At 52.8% G+C, this 16,241-nt stretch carries 11 protein-coding genes; 7 read left to right on the forward strand and 4 right to left on the reverse strand.

The window, feature by feature from the left end:
• The first annotated feature begins 24 nt into the window (after positions 1 to 24).
• Positions 25 to 489 carry a RidA family protein gene (locus QJ48_RS08220; protein WP_054973153.1) on the forward strand — a complete coding sequence of 155 codons (465 nt, stop codon included), beginning with the start codon at positions 25 to 27 and terminating at the stop codon, positions 487 to 489.
• 80 nt (positions 490 to 569) lie between these two features.
• Here the strand turns inward: QJ48_RS08220 and QJ48_RS08225 are convergent, their stop codons facing one another.
• On the reverse strand, positions 570 to 1,370 hold the full coding sequence (locus tag QJ48_RS08225) for a phosphotransferase family protein (RefSeq protein ID WP_054973154.1): 801 nt from the start codon (positions 1,368 to 1,370) through the stop codon (positions 570 to 572).
• A gap of 142 nt (positions 1,371 to 1,512) precedes the next feature.
• On the opposite strand from QJ48_RS08225, the gene QJ48_RS08230 reads away from it, so the two are divergent.
• Positions 1,513 to 2,376 (forward strand): polysaccharide deacetylase family protein, encoded by an 864-nt coding sequence (locus tag QJ48_RS08230; RefSeq protein WP_054973155.1) that lies wholly within the window; start codon positions 1,513 to 1,515, stop codon positions 2,374 to 2,376.
• 74 nt (positions 2,377 to 2,450) lie between these two features.
• On the opposite strand, the gene QJ48_RS08235 is transcribed toward QJ48_RS08230, so the two are convergent.
• Positions 2,451 to 3,461, reverse strand: a complete 1,011-nt coding sequence (locus tag QJ48_RS08235; protein WP_054973156.1) for an LLM class flavin-dependent oxidoreductase — start codon at positions 3,459 to 3,461, stop codon at positions 2,451 to 2,453.
• 332 nt (positions 3,462 to 3,793) lie between these two features.
• Here QJ48_RS08235 and QJ48_RS08240 point away from each other — a divergent pair, with 332 nt between their 5' ends.
• Together QJ48_RS08240 and QJ48_RS08245 are read left to right on the forward strand one after the other, a co-directional pair.
• Positions 3,794 to 4,648, forward strand: a complete 855-nt coding sequence (locus tag QJ48_RS08240) for an ABC transporter ATP-binding protein (RefSeq protein ID WP_054973157.1) — start codon at positions 3,794 to 3,796, stop codon at positions 4,646 to 4,648.
• A gap of 175 nt (positions 4,649 to 4,823) precedes the next feature.
• Positions 4,824 to 5,474: a hypothetical protein gene (locus QJ48_RS08245; protein WP_054973158.1), complete on the forward strand. Its 651-nt coding sequence runs from the start codon at positions 4,824 to 4,826 to the stop codon at positions 5,472 to 5,474.
• Between the two features lie 139 nt (positions 5,475 to 5,613).
• Here the strand turns inward: QJ48_RS08245 and queF are convergent, their stop codons facing one another.
• Positions 5,614 to 6,108 carry a preQ(1) synthase gene (gene queF / locus QJ48_RS08250; RefSeq protein WP_054973159.1) on the reverse strand — a complete coding sequence of 165 codons (495 nt, stop codon included), beginning with the start codon at positions 6,106 to 6,108 and terminating at the stop codon, positions 5,614 to 5,616.
• Between the two features lie 462 nt (positions 6,109 to 6,570).
• On the opposite strand from queF, the gene QJ48_RS08255 reads away from it, so the two are divergent.
• From QJ48_RS08255 to nfsA, 3 genes are all read left to right on the forward strand, one after another.
• Positions 6,571 to 7,713 carry an S-layer homology domain-containing protein gene (locus tag QJ48_RS08255; protein ID WP_054973160.1) on the forward strand — a complete coding sequence of 381 codons (1,143 nt, stop codon included), beginning with the start codon at positions 6,571 to 6,573 and terminating at the stop codon, positions 7,711 to 7,713.
• A gap of 863 nt (positions 7,714 to 8,576) precedes the next feature.
• Entirely contained in the window at positions 8,577 to 14,966 is a 6,390-nt protein-coding gene (locus QJ48_RS08260; protein WP_054973161.1) for a fibronectin type III domain-containing protein, read from the forward strand.
• Positions 14,967 to 15,169: 203 nt separating this feature from the next.
• The gene (nfsA, locus tag QJ48_RS08265) at positions 15,170 to 15,904 is read left to right on the forward strand and encodes an oxygen-insensitive NADPH nitroreductase (protein WP_054973162.1); all 735 of its coding nucleotides are present in this window, start codon (positions 15,170 to 15,172) and stop codon (positions 15,902 to 15,904) included.
• 1 nt (position 15,905) lies between these two features.
• On the opposite strand, the gene QJ48_RS08270 is transcribed toward nfsA, so the two are convergent.
• Positions 15,906 to 16,241 (reverse strand): DNA alkylation repair protein (locus tag QJ48_RS08270; RefSeq protein WP_193394412.1); only part of this gene is annotated, 336 nt, incomplete at its 5' end.

Here is a 16,241-nt window from a genome sequence, read left to right on the forward strand (position 1 = left end):
GAAACTATCGGAGGTATCCTATCTATGTCCCAAATCGAACAACGTTTACAAGAACTCGGCATTACTTTGCCCCCGTCCCCGGAGCCGCGCTTTACGTACATTCCGTGCAACCGGACAGGCAACCTGCTCTATTTGTCCGGTCAAGATTGCCGCATTAACGGCGAATTGATGTACGAAGGCAAGCTGGGCAAAGAAGTTACGATCGAGCAAGGCCAAGAAGCGGCCCGTCAAACGATCATCAACTGCCTGGCCGTGCTGAAAGGCTATCTGGGCGACCTCGACCGCGTGGTCAAAATCGTCAAGCTGCTCGGCTTCGTCAACAGCACGCCGGGCTTCGGCGACCAGCCGTATGTTATGAACGGCGCATCCAACCTGCTCGTCGACGTCTTCGGCGAGAACGGCAAGCACGCTCGCTCCGCGATTGGCACGAGCGACCTTCCGTTCCACACGCCGGTAGAAATCGAGCTGATTGTGGAAATCCGCGACTAAGCGAAGCGAAGACGTAGACAGAAGCACCTCCGGCACCGGAAATCCCCGAGTGCTAGAGGTGCTTTTTGTATGGCTGTTCCTTACCCGTTAAGCTGCCGGTTCACCAACGCGATGAGCTTCCCCCGCTCCTCCTTTGTTATGGTCTCCACAAGCCGGGCGGCCGCAAGCGGCAGCAGCCACGCTTCGATCGACTCCATCGTACTGCCGGTAAGCCGTATGTATTCTTTCAAGTACATCCTGCACAACTGCCGGCGCAGCGCGGTAAACAGCAGCTTGACCGGCTTCGGCATTCCCGGCGGGAGCGACGCATAGTCCAAAACGAGCCGCGTTCGGGCCGCATCACCATCCGGGTGGCCGCTCATACCCGTCATCCAGTCGATAATGACCGGACCTTGAGCGGTCATCATCATATTTTCGGGATGCAGGTCCCCGTGACACAGCCTGACCTCTTCGGGCAGCCGGTTCAACCGGTCGACAATCCGCTCCTTGGTCTCTTCGGACAGCAAGGACGTTTCGCGGATGCGGCGTTCGAGCACGTCCTTCTGCTTCGGAAGCCCCGGAGCCTCGCGGCGATGCATTTCCGTGTGCAGCGCGGCCAGCTGCCACGCAGCTTGAACGATGCGCCAAGGCTTCGCCGCGATCACCTGCGTCAAGGTCGGGCCCGCCACCCGTTCGTAGACGATTCCCCGTTTGCCCTCGGCTTCCTCGATTCCGTAAACCGCGGGCATCGGCAGTCCGAGCCCGGCCACTTGGCGGCTGATCCGCCATTCATATTCCATCAAGTCTCCGGTATGGGGCCGGAACACTTTGATGATTTTATCGCTCCCCCATTCAAATACTTCTGCCGTATATCCTTGTCCGATGCGCTTCCCCAGCTTCATGATGACGACTTCCCCTTCTCATGGCCCGGTTGTGCCGGGGCGATGTAACTAAACTTGAAATTCGTTCCCGGAACCGATATAACTGACTATAGACGTTTTTTATCCGGAAGCTGCTTCAGCTTTACCCGAGGGAGACCCTGCTATGATCAAAAAAGTTTTGGCTGCTCTGCTGCTTGCCGTCGTCTTGATCGGTGCGCTTGACGCCTGGTCGTATAAAGACACGCTGCGCTACCGCGACCAAGTGGCCGTCCTGATGTACCATCATGTCCACGATACGGACCAAAGCTCGAGCACCGTCTCCACCGCTTTGTTTCGCGATCAGCTCAATTATTTGAAATCGAAAGGCTATCATTTCATTTCGCTCGACGAATTCAAGCAATTTTACGATGGCGGTTCCGTGCCGGACAAAGCGGTGCTCGTGACCTTTGACGACGGCTACAAGAGCTTCTACGATTACGCGTATCCGATCTTGAAGGAGCTTGATGTGCCGGCCGTCAATTTCGTCGTGACGAAGGATTTGGACGACCCGCTGGCCCCGTCGATTCCTGCGCTGTCCCGCGATCAGATCCGGCAAATGCTGAGCGAGCGCCCCGGGCGCTACGATTTTCAATGCCACTCGAACAATCTGCATTTCAAGCAAGGGAAGACGGCGGCGCTTACCGGACAGCTTACTCGGGACGACGGCACGCTGGAAACGCCTGAGCAGGCCGTCGCCCGGGTGGCGGCGGACACGAAAGCCTGCGCGCAGCGGCTAAACGAACTGTACGGCAGCGATCATGCGGCAGACAGCTACGCTTACCCGTTCGGCATCCATTCCAAGACGGCGCAAGATCTTCTTACGCAAGCGGGCTTTCGTTACGCCTTCACCATTGTGAACGAGATGGCGACCCGCGCCAATCCGAAGCTGGAAATTCCGCGCATCAACGCGGGCAATCCGGCCATCCGGCCCGAGCTGCTGGACAAGCAGATCATGCTGCGCGTTCAAAGCGTCAAGCCTTTTCCCTGAACGGAAAGCTCGCTGTAACGCGATACGGGACTCCTTGAAGACCTGTCAGGTCCGAACGGAGTCCCGTTTTCATGTTACCGGCCGAGTCCGAATAAATCTGCGAGCAGTTCGTACGAGCGCAGCCGGGCTTGGAAGTCGTACGTATAGGTCAGCACGATCAATTCTTCTACCCCGTAGCCCTTGCTGAACTCAAGCATCTGCGTCCTCACTTTCTCCGGCCCGCCGACGATCATCCGTCTCCGGTTCGCCTGAATGCGCATGCGGTCCCAGTCGGTGTACGGGTAACTAGCCGCTTCCTCCGGTGTCGGGAAGGGCCGGCGGAACTGCCCCTGCTCCAGAAACAAGAGGCGCAAGTCGGTCGAGGCCGCCAGCCGTTCCGCTTCCTCGTCCGTGTCGGCGCAGATGACGATCACACACACGTTCGCCTGAGGAGACGCGCCGAGCGGGCCGGGCCGGTAATTGGCAAAATACCGCCGAACCGCTTCATGTCCGCCGTCCCCGTTAATGAAATGCGCGAACGAGAACGCCCCGCCCAGCTCCGAGGCCCGGTCTGCGCTGAAGCCGCTGGAGCCGAGCAGCCAAAGCTCCGGCGCCGTATCGACGAGCGGCGTCGCCCGCACGCCTTCGAAGCGGTGTCCCGGCTCCATCCAGTCGGATAGAAAGCCTCCGAGATCGCGGAGTATCATGGCGAACTGCTCTTCTCGCTCCTTCGGCCGGCCGTACCGCAGCGCCTCCGAAGCAATCGGCATGCCGCCGGGCGCCCTTCCGATGCCAAGATCGATCCGTCCCGGATACAGGGCTTCGAGCACCCGGAAATTTTCCGCGACTTTATACGGGCTGTAATGAGGCAGCAGCACGCCGGCCGAGCCGACCCGAATCCGTGACGTATGCGCGGCAATGGCTGCGATCAAAATCTCCGGAGAAGAACCGGCGAGACCTGGCGTGTCGTGATGCTCGGACACCCAGTATCGCGTATAACCGAGCCGTTCAACCGTCTTGGCCAGCTCTAACGTGCGCGCCATTGCGTCTGCCGCCGTTTCTCCCGGAATGATCGGCGATTGATCCAATACGCCCAGCTTTAACATTCGAATCCTCCATTCCCCTCCTCTTATGACGTTCGGACGCGTTCATGAAGCCGGAGGATGCCACTTATTTTCTCCATTCATTATACGCCTAGAAGCCCGGTTGCGCACTTTTACCGTTCCGCGCCGCCCTCTTTCGATCCAGGATTCACAACTTGTTGGAAAACGGACAAGGAAAATTCCCAAAAAGGGTTGAAATTCCAGCGTATTCTGTTATACAATTCAATTGATAAAGATTCTCATTATCATCGTTTTTGTCATTGTGCTCTCGCCGGCACTTGTTGAATAAGATCTCCTGCCTCGGAGTTCAGCTAAATTTTAAGGGAGTGGTTGGGTTGGAACGGTTATATACGGAACGGTTGGATATTGCCTACGGGGAACGGTCTATTGTGCAAAATTTGAATATCAGCATCCCTTCGGGACAAATTACGGCGCTGGTCGGTGCGAATGGCTCCGGTAAATCGACGATCCTGAAAGCGATGGCCCGCATGATGAAGCCGAAACAGGGAAGCGTCTTCCTGGACGGTAAGTCGATCCATCAGCAATCGACCAAGGAAGTGGCCAAGCAGCTCGCCATTTTGCCGCAAAACCCGACGGCCCCGGACGGCTTGACCGTCTCCGAACTCGTCACCTACGGCCGCTTCCCCCATCAGAAAGGATTTGGCTCCCTGACCAAGGAAGATCGCGAGATCGTACGCTGGTCGATTGACATGACCGGAATGGAGGAATTTCATGACCGTCCCGTCGACCAATTGTCCGGCGGGCAGCGTCAGCGCGCATGGATTGCCATGGCGCTCGCGCAAGGAACCGACATTCTGTTCCTTGACGAGCCTACTACTTTCCTCGATATGGCTCACCAGCTTGAAGTGCTCAAGCTGTTGGAAAAACTGAACCTCGAAGAGCGGCGCACCATCGTGATGGTCGTTCACGATTTGAACCATGCGACCCGCTATGCGCATCATATGGTTGCTATTAAACGCGGAACGGTAGCGGCGGTAGGCAGCCCGGCGGAAGTGATGACTCCGGAGATGCTGCAGAACGTCTTCGGCATCGAAGCGGACATTGTGCCCGACCCCCGCACCGGTGTTCCGTTGTGCATTCCGTACGAGCTCGCGGGCCACAGCCGGCCGGTTCAGGTGGCTGCTGCCTCCCCTGTCGCCAAGCGGGAGCTTGTTGCGGCTGCCCAGTAGAACGGGAACCCCGTTTGCTGCATATAAGATTTTCGGGACTCCTCCGTTTTTGAGGGGTCCTTTTTTGTTACCGTAAATGGTTTATGGGAAGAAACATTTTCCGTAGATTTTTCGTTTAATTAAATATCACAAGCGTTCGGAACGATTGTATTCCCGAGCGAAGGAGGGAACGCAAATGAACAGGCGCCGACGGCTTGCCATCGCTTTGATGCTCATTACGAGCACCATTATTTTGAATTGGACTTATCCGGATACCACAGCACTCGGTGAACGGCTTTTTCTTTGGATCGGACTGCCCGTATGGTCGCGGGGCGCCAGCGGCTTGAACTACGTCGGTATCACCTCGATGATGCTGCTGTTCGCCGGTGTATTCACGCTCCGAACCTCGCTGCAGCGTCACGCACGAAAGATCGCCCTGCTCGCTTTAATTTTGCCCTTCTGGCTGCCCTCTCAACTAGTCGCAGCTTATCAAAGCGTATGGGCTAAAGGAATCTACGCCTTGGAATACGTCAAGGATGAAAGCAAGTGCAACTTCAAAAAAGAAGACGACCAGGTGACCGGTACTTGCTCACTCACCTTCGTTAACCATAGCGGTCAAGATATCTTGTTCACCGCTTCTATCCGCAATCAGCGGTATCTCGTCGGCTCGTTCCTGGAATCGCTTGACATCCTTGGGGATCAAACCTTGACCATGCCTCCCAGGCAGAAAAAGACGATCAACGTAACGTTCACAAAAATAATTGCTGACACCCGCACTCCTGCCAATGGTACGTTCTACGGAATGGATTTGGCGGTGAAGAGCGACGAACAAGAAAGAGATTTATAAGCGTTTCGGTGCCGTCGGGTGCCAAAAAGCCGCATCGCCCCTGCTGCCAGAGGATGCGGCTTCGTTTTTACTGTAGACAATGCATGGTTTTAAGGCAGTCCTGTAATCCGGGGTGTAGGATGCTCTCCGCCGCCTCGGCTTAGCGATTGTCGACCTTCTCCGGGTACAGATCATGATTCAGCAGCCGGTGCTCGGCCATCTGTTCGTATTTCGTCCCCGGACGTCCGTAGTTGCAGTAAGGATCGATGGAAATGCCTCCGCGCGGGGTAAATTTTCCCCACACTTCAATGTATTTGGGGTCCATTAACTTTATCAAATCGTTCATGATGATGTTCATGCAATCCTCGTGGAAATCGCCATGATTGCGGAAGCTGAACAAATACAGCTTGAGTGATTTGCTCTCGACCATTTTGAGGTCCGGGATGTAGCTGATATAAATTGTCGCGAAGTCCGGCTGGCCGGTAATCGGGCACAGACTGGTAAATTCCGGACAATTGAATTTGACAAAATAATCGCGGTACGGATGCTTGTTATCGAACGATTCGAGCATCTCCGGCGCATAGTTCATCGGATATTTCGTTTGCTGGTTGCCTAGCAGCGTCAAGTCGAGCTCGCCTTCTTTTCTTCCTGCCATGGTGTGCTTGGCTCCTTTCTCTTCTTAAACCTTTATTATAGCCGATCTATGAGCTAAAGGTAAGATTTTGGAGGAAAAAGGAAGGTGCTCCGAGTGCTTCCTCCAAAGGCCGGACAGCAGCCGTAACCGGGCCGTCGTTCATTTGAGCCTGTGCTTCCATTCCCGGCAGCGATTGATTCACCCTCACTTGGATGGTACCCTCGACCCAGTACGGCAGGCTGAATACACAGCAGCGCCACAACAAAAATTGCAAAACCTCTTGAAGGTTTCGGAATAAGATGGTAATATAACAACGAATGATGAGCGGAAGAACCGCCTTATCCATGCTTTAATGGGTAGGGCGGTTTTTGTGTTTTGATACAAGAAAAATCTGTAAATCAAGCGCAGTCATGGTACAATAGACCTAGTCCTTTTGGATCTGGAAATCTATAACTTTGAATTCACTCGAAAGGAAGATTTTTGATGAAGCGAGTTGTCCCTTTAGTCGTATCCATGATGTTAATGAGCGCCTGCAGCCCCAATGCCAATACACTGGTTGCCGCAGAGCAGCCGAAAGCGGCTGCGGATTCAAAAGCAGGTGTGTCTTTAAACGATATTTCCGGGCATTGGGCAGAATCCGATATTAAGGCGATTGTGGCAGCCGGGTACGTCGACGGTTATCCAGACGGATCGTTCAAGCCGGACCACACCGTTACGCGGGCGGAATTTATCACCATGACGGCAAAAGCCGCCGGTTTGAAGCCGATACCGGGTGGCGATAACAAGGAATGGTATGCCCCTTACGTCACAGCGCTTGTGCAAGCCGGAATCCACCAATACAAGGACTTTTCCTCCGGTGACTGGAATACCCCGATTACCCGGATGGAAATGGCCCGCCTCGCCGTCCGGGCATCGAACAAATCGCTGCAATCGCCTGAGGATAGCACCGATGCGAAGAAGTTTATGTTTTTGGCAACGCAGAAAGGATTGATTACAGGCATGGCCGACGGCCAACTCGGTAAAGAAGAATCGGCCACAAGGGCGCAGTCCGTGAAGATCATTCAGCGGATTTTAGACGTGAGCCAGGGCAAGAAGCTTGAAGTGGACAAGCGCGCGGCGAGTTATGCGGAAGTGGAGTTGACGGGGAGTAACGTGCAGACGATGTGGGGGAGCCACGTGGTTGAGTTGCCTTATAAGATGCCGCTTGAGAATACGAAGGCTACTGTGAAGGTACATCAGATTTTGATTATGGATTTGAAGGAGGAAGATGGGGCTTTTAGGTCGATGTTTGATGGTGAAATCAAGAAAGTGAACGATAAACCAATTGGTGATGAATATTTGGTCGCACTTAAAGTAGACATCAAGAATGAGACAGGAAATCCCCTTCTATACGCAATGTTTGGTCAATTATCACCATCTTCGGGAACAATGGTTAACATTTATACTATGGGGAATAAAAAATTCATTCTTCCGCGAATTGGTTCAAAAAATGATTACTCAGAGGGGTGGTTCCTTTTCACATTTCCAAAGGAAATCGTCGATGGTGCTCAAAAAGAATATGGATTCATTAATCTTTTAATCAGCGAAAATAATGGTGCGGAAATTAACCTTGGCAAAGCTAAGTAACGGAAAAAGGGAGGCTGCTAATGTTCCGAAAAAAATGGACTAAAATTATTATAGCAGCCATGATATTCGTTTTAAGCTTCTCACTATTGATAGTTTTAAGACCTGAATATACTATGGCTGCAGTCAACTTCAAAACATTTGAGTCGACTCCAACCTTAATCAACTATTCGGTACCTCTTAATCCGGGGACACAAGTTATAGATCACGTTAATGTGTACTTAAAGGATGCCAATGGCACCGAAAAAAAGGTAGATGCAACAGCCTATGAAGTAGCCAATTATCAGCTCCTGCTCAAAAATGTATCGAACGGCGTCCCTGTTAAATTGTATGGAAAGCAATATACAAATCCCGGACATATTATCTGGCGAGCTCCCAGTGGTAAGTATTGGGACACGGAAGGGGAAAGGACAAAACATTATCAATTTCCTGGGAGTTGCAATGGCTCTCCGGACTCAACTCCATCCCCTTGTCCGGGGCTATTCCCAAGCGATGCGATGCTTTATCCTTCAGGTGAATATATTCTATTTGACGAACCCGATTTAAGAAAGTGGGACGGTTCAGCAGTAACAACAGCGTATGAAGTTACACCGCCGAATAAATTTTATTTTGAAGAAAATCTTCAAGGCAGTCCTTTAAGTATGGATCGAATAGATCCAAAAAGCATAACAATAACAAGCGCAGATAATGTCGCCAGAGGCGAAAAAGTTGAAGGATTTGGGAGAAAAGTAGATGGCTTCGGATTCCTTCAAGTCTCAAAGCCTTTTACATCATCGTATAATGAATTGGATACCGACTACATTCTTTGGCCAGAGGTTGATAATCCAAACTATGCTAAGCCTTTTCAAGAAGGCCGAAATTATAAAATGGACGCCGATACACGCTGGACCGCCAAGACCTACAAATTCGAAGGCCGTATTGAAGTGTTCTACAAAGCGCCGACCTTTCCCGACCTGATCCCTATCGATCTCAAATCGAACGGACCGGTCAAAATTGGAGAGCCGACAACGTTCACCTACACGTTCCGTAATGTCGGAGAGCCGATTAAAAACAAAACCTTCTCGATCCTGATCCAGAACCGTTCCAACGGCAAAACGATTCACAAGGCTTCTTTTACAAACGCCGAGCAGAACGTGGATATTACCGGCACGTTTCAGTATACGGTGACGGACCCGGGGAAGCTATTGACCGGATTTTATGTCGATTCGGACAATACGATCGATGAAGGTACGACAGGCGGGGAAGACAACAACTATAAGCCTTTTGATTTTCCAGTCGATATCGGCATCGACGGCGACTTTCGAATAAGGCCTGGACCGACGATTAAAATCCGGGATAATTTCGAGCTGGAGCCTGTTGATTTTAAAATCCCGAAAGGCTGTACCTATTTCGGTCATCAATATCGGTTCAACTATAACGGCCAGACATGGTCGACAAATCGGGTGAAGGGGCAATCGCAGAACAGCGCATTCCCCTATCCGAACGGGAGACCGTTTTATTTTGGAGAAGGCAGCAACTACATAAGTCTGAAAATTCAAACTTCTTGTGGTGAAACGGACTGGATTAAGGAAAAACCGCTAACGGTTCTCCCCGATCCGAACAATAAACCGCCCTATTTTCAGGCTGGCTGGTTTTACGATCAAGACCGGAACGGGATCTATCCGCCCGAATATTTTTTGGTAGGCGACATGGTGAATGTCCGCGTTATTCATAACCAGTACACAGACCCGAAGTCGCCATCAGACCCGGACAATGACCCGATCCAGTGGAAATGGGATTTCGATTCCGGTACGCACCCTTGGATTCAAAAAATAGCGAAGCAGCTGCACGAAGATTGGGGCAAGACGCTCGACGCCGAAGGCTATTATCATATCAAAGCGGATACGCCTGGAACCTTCTCCGTGAAAGCTACGGCGGATGACGGGCGCGGCGGGACAAGAACGGAAAACGTGTCCTTGACCGTGATGGAACCGAATCCGATCCCGGTCTGCACTGCTCCCGCGGAGATTAAGGAAAATCGCCCCGTCCCTCCCGGAGCGATCCATGCGGATAAAAGCTGGAGCCCGGCAAGACGGACGATCGACCACTCGAAAGACTTGTGGGTCAACAAGCTCGATAAGTACGATAACGGCACCTTGCAGGACGTTACAGCGACTGTCACGCTGGCAAAAGTCGTGGACAGCTCTGGCATGGCATCAACCGGCTACAGCACTTGCAGCATTACCGTCCACCCGGACTTGCCTCCCGTCGGCAAAATCGTCGTACCGCCGCTCGGTATCCGAAATCAGCCGATCACCATCCGCAACCAATCGTACTCGCCGGACGGCGATCAGATCGTATCCGTCAAATGGCGGTTCAAATACGACGCAGCAAACAACGGTTTTCAGGACGATCCTTGGCTGGATATCCTTGGGACAGACAGCAGAGTCATATCCTTCGATAACAACACGCTTGTATTTAAGACCGACATGGTCGGTAAATATCTGTTCGATGTTCAAGTGACGGAAGACTACGGGAAAAGCGCGCTGGCATCCGATACGCAGCCGGAAGCGCCGCGAACGCTGGATATTGTCAATAATGCGCCGCACGTTTCCTTTGCAATTGAGGGACAGAACGATCAGCCGGGTATGAATCCGCCTATTATGTTTAACGCGAGTACAATCGTAAATTCGTGGGCGCTGTTCGATACGAACACGAATAACCGGATCAATAACTATGTTTACCGGTGGGCTGCCGAGGGCAACGCCGTCCTGCGGGCGGGCTTGGGAAGAGAAATGGAACGTCAGGAAAGCATCATCAAGCGAGACAATCCACCACAGGGACCTACCAACGTTTTCGGAACGTTCCTATGGCCGGACCTCGGGTTCGGCGCAAACTTTGTCAGCTCGTATAAAGGTACAGTATATAAGTGGGTGAACGGAAGCTCCACACTGACCAGTACCCCCATCTTAGTCCCATCAACGATCTGGGATCCGGATGCGAGGACGTATGTACCCGGATATGCTCCGGCGAAGTTCAATTCGCTCGTACGTACGAACAAAACGTATCTTTATTTTGACGAGGGCTCGAAGCTGTATGCCTTTAATAAAAAGAAGCTGCCACAGTACAGCAGAAAATGGAACAATGCAGCTAACAACCTGTTTCATCTATGGGATCGAGACCCGTATGATTTTATCCTCGCGCCGGACAAGTATACTGTCGCCGTACCGTTCCGTGATTCTCCGAATGGGCCGACCTATACGAAAGAAGTATACTTGGAGAGCGAGTATCAAGGTTCTGTGAAGTACGAGGTCGCAGGCGGAATCATCTACAAGGTTTCGAACATCAGAATGTACGATTATTTCACCACATGCCGCAACGACGATGGTTCGAGAAGCTGGACGTGCGGCGTCGGCAAGGCCAACAACTCCTTTATGATCGAGGCATACGATGCGTATACCGGTAAGCTGCTTTCGAGCAATAAGGACAATCCGCTCAAGAGCGGCTGGGAAGTGCTCGGGATGTCGGTTGATGAAAAGGATTATGTCGGGCGGAAGACATTCTCGCTGCTAACCAAAGGCGAAAGCCTGGTCATCGTATATCAAAGAGGCTTTGATCAGCCGCGCGAGATTGGATTTATCGAGATTAATCCGCAGCTCCAGGAAGTCAGAAGAGGCGGACAATCGTTCCCGGACAGCACGATTAAATATCAAAGAAAATATTATAATACGATGCTGGGGCGCCCGGTTCCTGAGCAGTATGTCGAAGACTATCAATGTAGATACAGTGATCTAAACGGGTTATGGAAAGGGCCGGATGGGGAGTTTTATGCCTACATCAAACGCTCCTGCGACCGGGACGACGGCTACATTAAAATCGACAGAAGATATAACGAGGACGCCCCGATCGGCGTTTATCTGCTGCGAATCAATAACGACTTGAGCATGGGATGGACCGCCAGATTGGCGGGCATGGACTGGTCTTATCCTTCCAACACATCAATGGGAGGAGAAATGCTCTACAACAATTTTACGGCGCTCGTTGTAAATCCATATAACCGGACCTTGCTGACCCGCAGTTACACGAATATGGATCTTATGAACGGTCGTGGCGACCACCACAGCTTCGGACAATACGTGAATATGGACACCGGCGCGGTATCGGACGGACCTGTTCCATACAACTATCCGTACACAGTTGGCGTAAATCCTGTTGGCGGATTCAATGACGGAGGAGGAGGTTGCTCCTGGGCGACGGATGGAAAGTGCAGCCGTTTCAATGTTCATGAGGGCGAATTATTGAATGAAGCGTCGAATGAACAAGAGCGGGGAGACAATTACTTAGGCGGATTTTATGTAGGAGACGGCCTGTTTTTGGGGATGTACAATACGGTAAAAAGACAAATGGGCAATGGCTATTACTTCACGGAAACGGATAAGTACATGTATCTCGAAAGCGGTCCTTTGGATCAAGATCCGGTACTACGGAAAGGGTTTGTTCTCGGTCAGTTTGTTTCGCCGGACAGCTATCGTGACACGGACATTACGTTCCGAATGAAGATGACAAGTCCGACCGAGGATACGAGCTTAAGCGGCTTTTCGTTCCGGATGCTCGACCCGACCAACCGGTACAGTCTGGAAACGGATGGCTCCACGCTCTATCTAAGCCGTTACGTCGGCGGCAACCGAACCGTGCTGCGCCGCCAGGCATGGCCGTTCGATAATACGGACAATTTGTTCAAGATCAGCTTGTCGGGCGAGACGTTTAAAGTATTCATGAACGGTGTACCGTTGTTTGATATGCAGGACGGCACGTTCACGGATGGAAAAATGGGGCCATTCACCGACAAGTCGTTTGTCACGTTCACGGCCATTTCCGTCAAGCAGAATCAGGATCGCCAGGATTGGATGTCCGACTACGCCATATGGGAGAATGGTTCGGCTTCGGCCAACGTTCGGTATAAAAGCATTTTGTTCGAAGATCCGGAAAACGATCCGATGGCCGGCAACTTCCGCTGGGGGGTTACGCATACGCCAAAGTTCCTAAATAATCAGGGACTCTCAGCGCTGAACGGGAAGACGTTCGATGCTCCGCAGCAAACCTTTGACGCGGTCGGCATCTATCTGCTCACGCTGCGGGCGCAGGACGATCCGAACCGGAACTATTTGTGGGCGAGCATGGTGTTCGATCAATACCGCAAATGGTCCAATACGTTCCAGAAAAAATTGACGGTTCACCGCCGGCCGATCGCGCAGTTCACACTCTCGGAGAACCGGGACGGTACGGTCGCCTGGAACGATACGTCCTACGATCCGGACCGGTTCGATCCGAATCGGTCGGCTTGGGACCAAACACGCTGCAGCGCGCCCGATGTGACGGGCTACGATTATTGCAGCATGCGCGGGATCGTTTCGCGGGAATACGGCTATGTCGACCCCGACGGTAATTTTGTCGCTGAGAAGCTGACGAGACCAAAGAAGCCGGGACTTTATACCGCGTATTTACAGGTCATCGATGAGTACGGGGCGAAGTCTTACCCTGCGACCGCTTCGATCCAGCTCAAAGGCAACGTCCCTGAAATTCCAAAACCGACGGTCCAACTAACGTATCCGACCGGAACGCGAGACAATCCGACACTGGAACACGGAACGAGACCGACGATCCATTGGAGGCAGGATGACCCGGCGGGCCACTCGTTTACGGGGTACGAGGTTCAAATCATGGATTCGCACGGAAGTCTTGTCATCAGCAGCGGGGAAACAAGTCAGAATGCGCCGCCGCATAGTACGGCCACGTGGCAAGTGACGACGGATTTGATCCGCGGCGAGTTGTATCAAGTACGGGTGCGCGCGCAAAATCCGTACTATTGGACGGAATGGTCCAATATCGGATGGATGGTCATCAATTCGGCGCCCAGCGTTGTTATCACGAATCCGAACGGACCTGACGCCTATAACCCGACACTTATACTGGATAACAAACGACCGGCGATTGCTTGGGTTCAATCGGACGGTCAGAAGAACTACTATGCGAAAATGTACATCGAAATTTTGAACGAGGCCGGCGGCATGATCTACAATACGGGATGGAATGCGTATCAGAACACCACGGCAACAACGAACAGCTTTCAAGTGCCGACAGACCTGCCGACAGGCGTTCCTTTACAGGCACGGATGAAGGTCACCGACGACGATCCGAACCTATGGTCTGAATGGAGCAACACCGTGTGGTTCTACATCAACATGACGCCGACCGTGACGATGAACGTTCCTTCCGGAACGCAAGCGAATCCGACGCCAATGAGCCCGACACCGACCGTTTCGTTCACGCAGAGCGACCCTGACCCGAATACGACGTTCACGAAATATCAGGTCCAATTCATCAATGAAGCGGGAAATTCCGTGCGATATGATACGGGGGAACAAGGGCAGCATCTTCAAGGGCAAGTGTCCGTACAAAGCGTCTCCGTTCCTAAGGACCATCCGCTGCCGGCGGGAGCGAAAGTTCAGGTTCGGGCGCGCTCTTTTGACGGATTCGTATGGTCGGCATGGTCTTCGCCAACTTGGTTGCTGACCAACCGCCCTCCGACGGGAAATATTACGTTTGTCACGCCGATTTACGAGCATGACACGCCCGTATTCACCGTTTCAGTCTCCGATCCGGATGGCGATGCGATCGACGTGATGGTGGAAAGCAGCTTGAACGGCGGCGCGTTCGGAATCATTCAGCAATGGAGTGGCGTTCCGTCCGGCCAAAGCAAGGCGTTCACCTACGGGCCACTGCCTCAAGGAAACTACACCTTGCGGCTATCCCTCAGCGACGGCAAGGGCGGAACATATAACCAGATCTATTCGTTCGTCGTACTGCCTTTGTCGATTAAAGGCTATGTCACGCATACGCCGGAGTGGGAAAGCTACCGGCTGCTGTGGAACGAGAAGCACCCGGGCGCGCCTCGGGCGGCCGACGTCTTTTGGGCCGGGGAAGCGTTCGAGCTGTCGGCGACGGTGACCGATACCGGCACCAGCGCAACCAAGCCGCAGGCGGTCGATGCGACGCTCCTGGAAACCGGCGAGCAGGTCGCTCTTGACTCTTCCGACCGCATTCGATTCAGCGGGCAACTGGTCAATCCGGATCATGCCCAATCGCTGCGAAGCGGGCAAACCTACACGTTCCGATTCCGCGTGCATTGGAGCAACGGATTGATTCAGACCGACGATGTGCCGGTCAACATTCAAGGCAGCATGTATGATGTGATCGTTAATCAGATCCGGCATTAGTAGTACGGGAATTTTTTCGCTTGTCTCTGAAAACAAGCGTCAGTGCGAGAAAAGCCCCACGTTATCCCGCCCGGTTTGACGATATGAATGTAAACATTTACAATTTAAGGTAGGCATGTCAACCAGTCTGCTGGAGACCCCCGACAGGGGGTCTTTCGTATTCACTACATTCCATACGATTTCATTCGGAGGTGCAACCATTCATGAACGCCGTAATTGATTTGCTCCAAAATCACCGCTCCATCCGCAAATTCAAGGACGTTCCGCTGCAGCCGGAGCACATCGACGCGATCGTCGCTTCCGCTCAAATGGCCTCGACTTCAAGCAATGTCCAAGCCTACAGCATCATTGCCGTGACCGATCCGGAGAAAAAGCAGGAGCTGGCCCGGCTCGCCGGAAATCAAGCCTATGTCGAGCATTCCGGTCTGTTCCTTGTATTCTGCGCAGATTTGTACCGGCTCCGCGCAGCAACCGAGCTGAACGGCGAATCGTTCCATCAAAATACGGAAAGCTTCATCGTCGCCACCGTCGATGCAACGCTTGCTGCGCAAAATGCCGCCGTGGCCGCCGAATCGCTCGGATTCGGGATCGTGTACATTGGCGGAATCCGCAACGCGCCCGAAGACGTAAGCCGGTTGCTCCAACTGCCCGAGCTCGTCTATCCGGTGTTCGGCATGTGTATCGGCGTACCCGATCAAGAGCCTTCGGCTCGCCCGCGGCTGCCGAAGGAGGCCGTTCTACACTATAACGGCTATCAAGTCGACGGTGTACGGCAGCAGATCGAAACGTACGACGAGACGATGCAGGAGTACTACCGGACAAGAACCGGCGGCAAAACGGTGACCACGTGGTCCAGAGGGATGGCGGATAAATTCCGGCAGCCGGTGCGTGCTCATATACGAAGCTTCTTGGAAGCCCGGGGCTTTAAGCTGGAATAGGTTATTGCGGCTTTCGCCGATCCACATATTTGAGCGCTTCACGGATACTGAGCGGCGATAGCGCGGTTTCGGCGACGAACCTGCGGACCGCCGCTTCGTCCGTTTTGGAATATTCCCGGAGCGCCCAACCGATCGCCTTTCGGATGAAAAATTCCTTCGAGGCCGCGCATTGCCGGATCAGATCAAAAAGTAAAGCCGCATCTGTTCGCTTCTTGTAGCGAAGCTGGAACAATAAAGCCGTCCGCTGCAGCCACATCGAATCCGAAGCCATCCATCTTTGCGTGCGGACCGGAATCAGTTCGGGAAACCGGGTGAACAATTCTCCAACCGAATGTCC

Origin of the sequence: Paenibacillus sp. A3, assembly GCF_001399685.1 — a bacterium.
GTDB lineage: Bacteria > Bacillota > Bacilli > Paenibacillales > NBRC-103111 > Paenibacillus_G.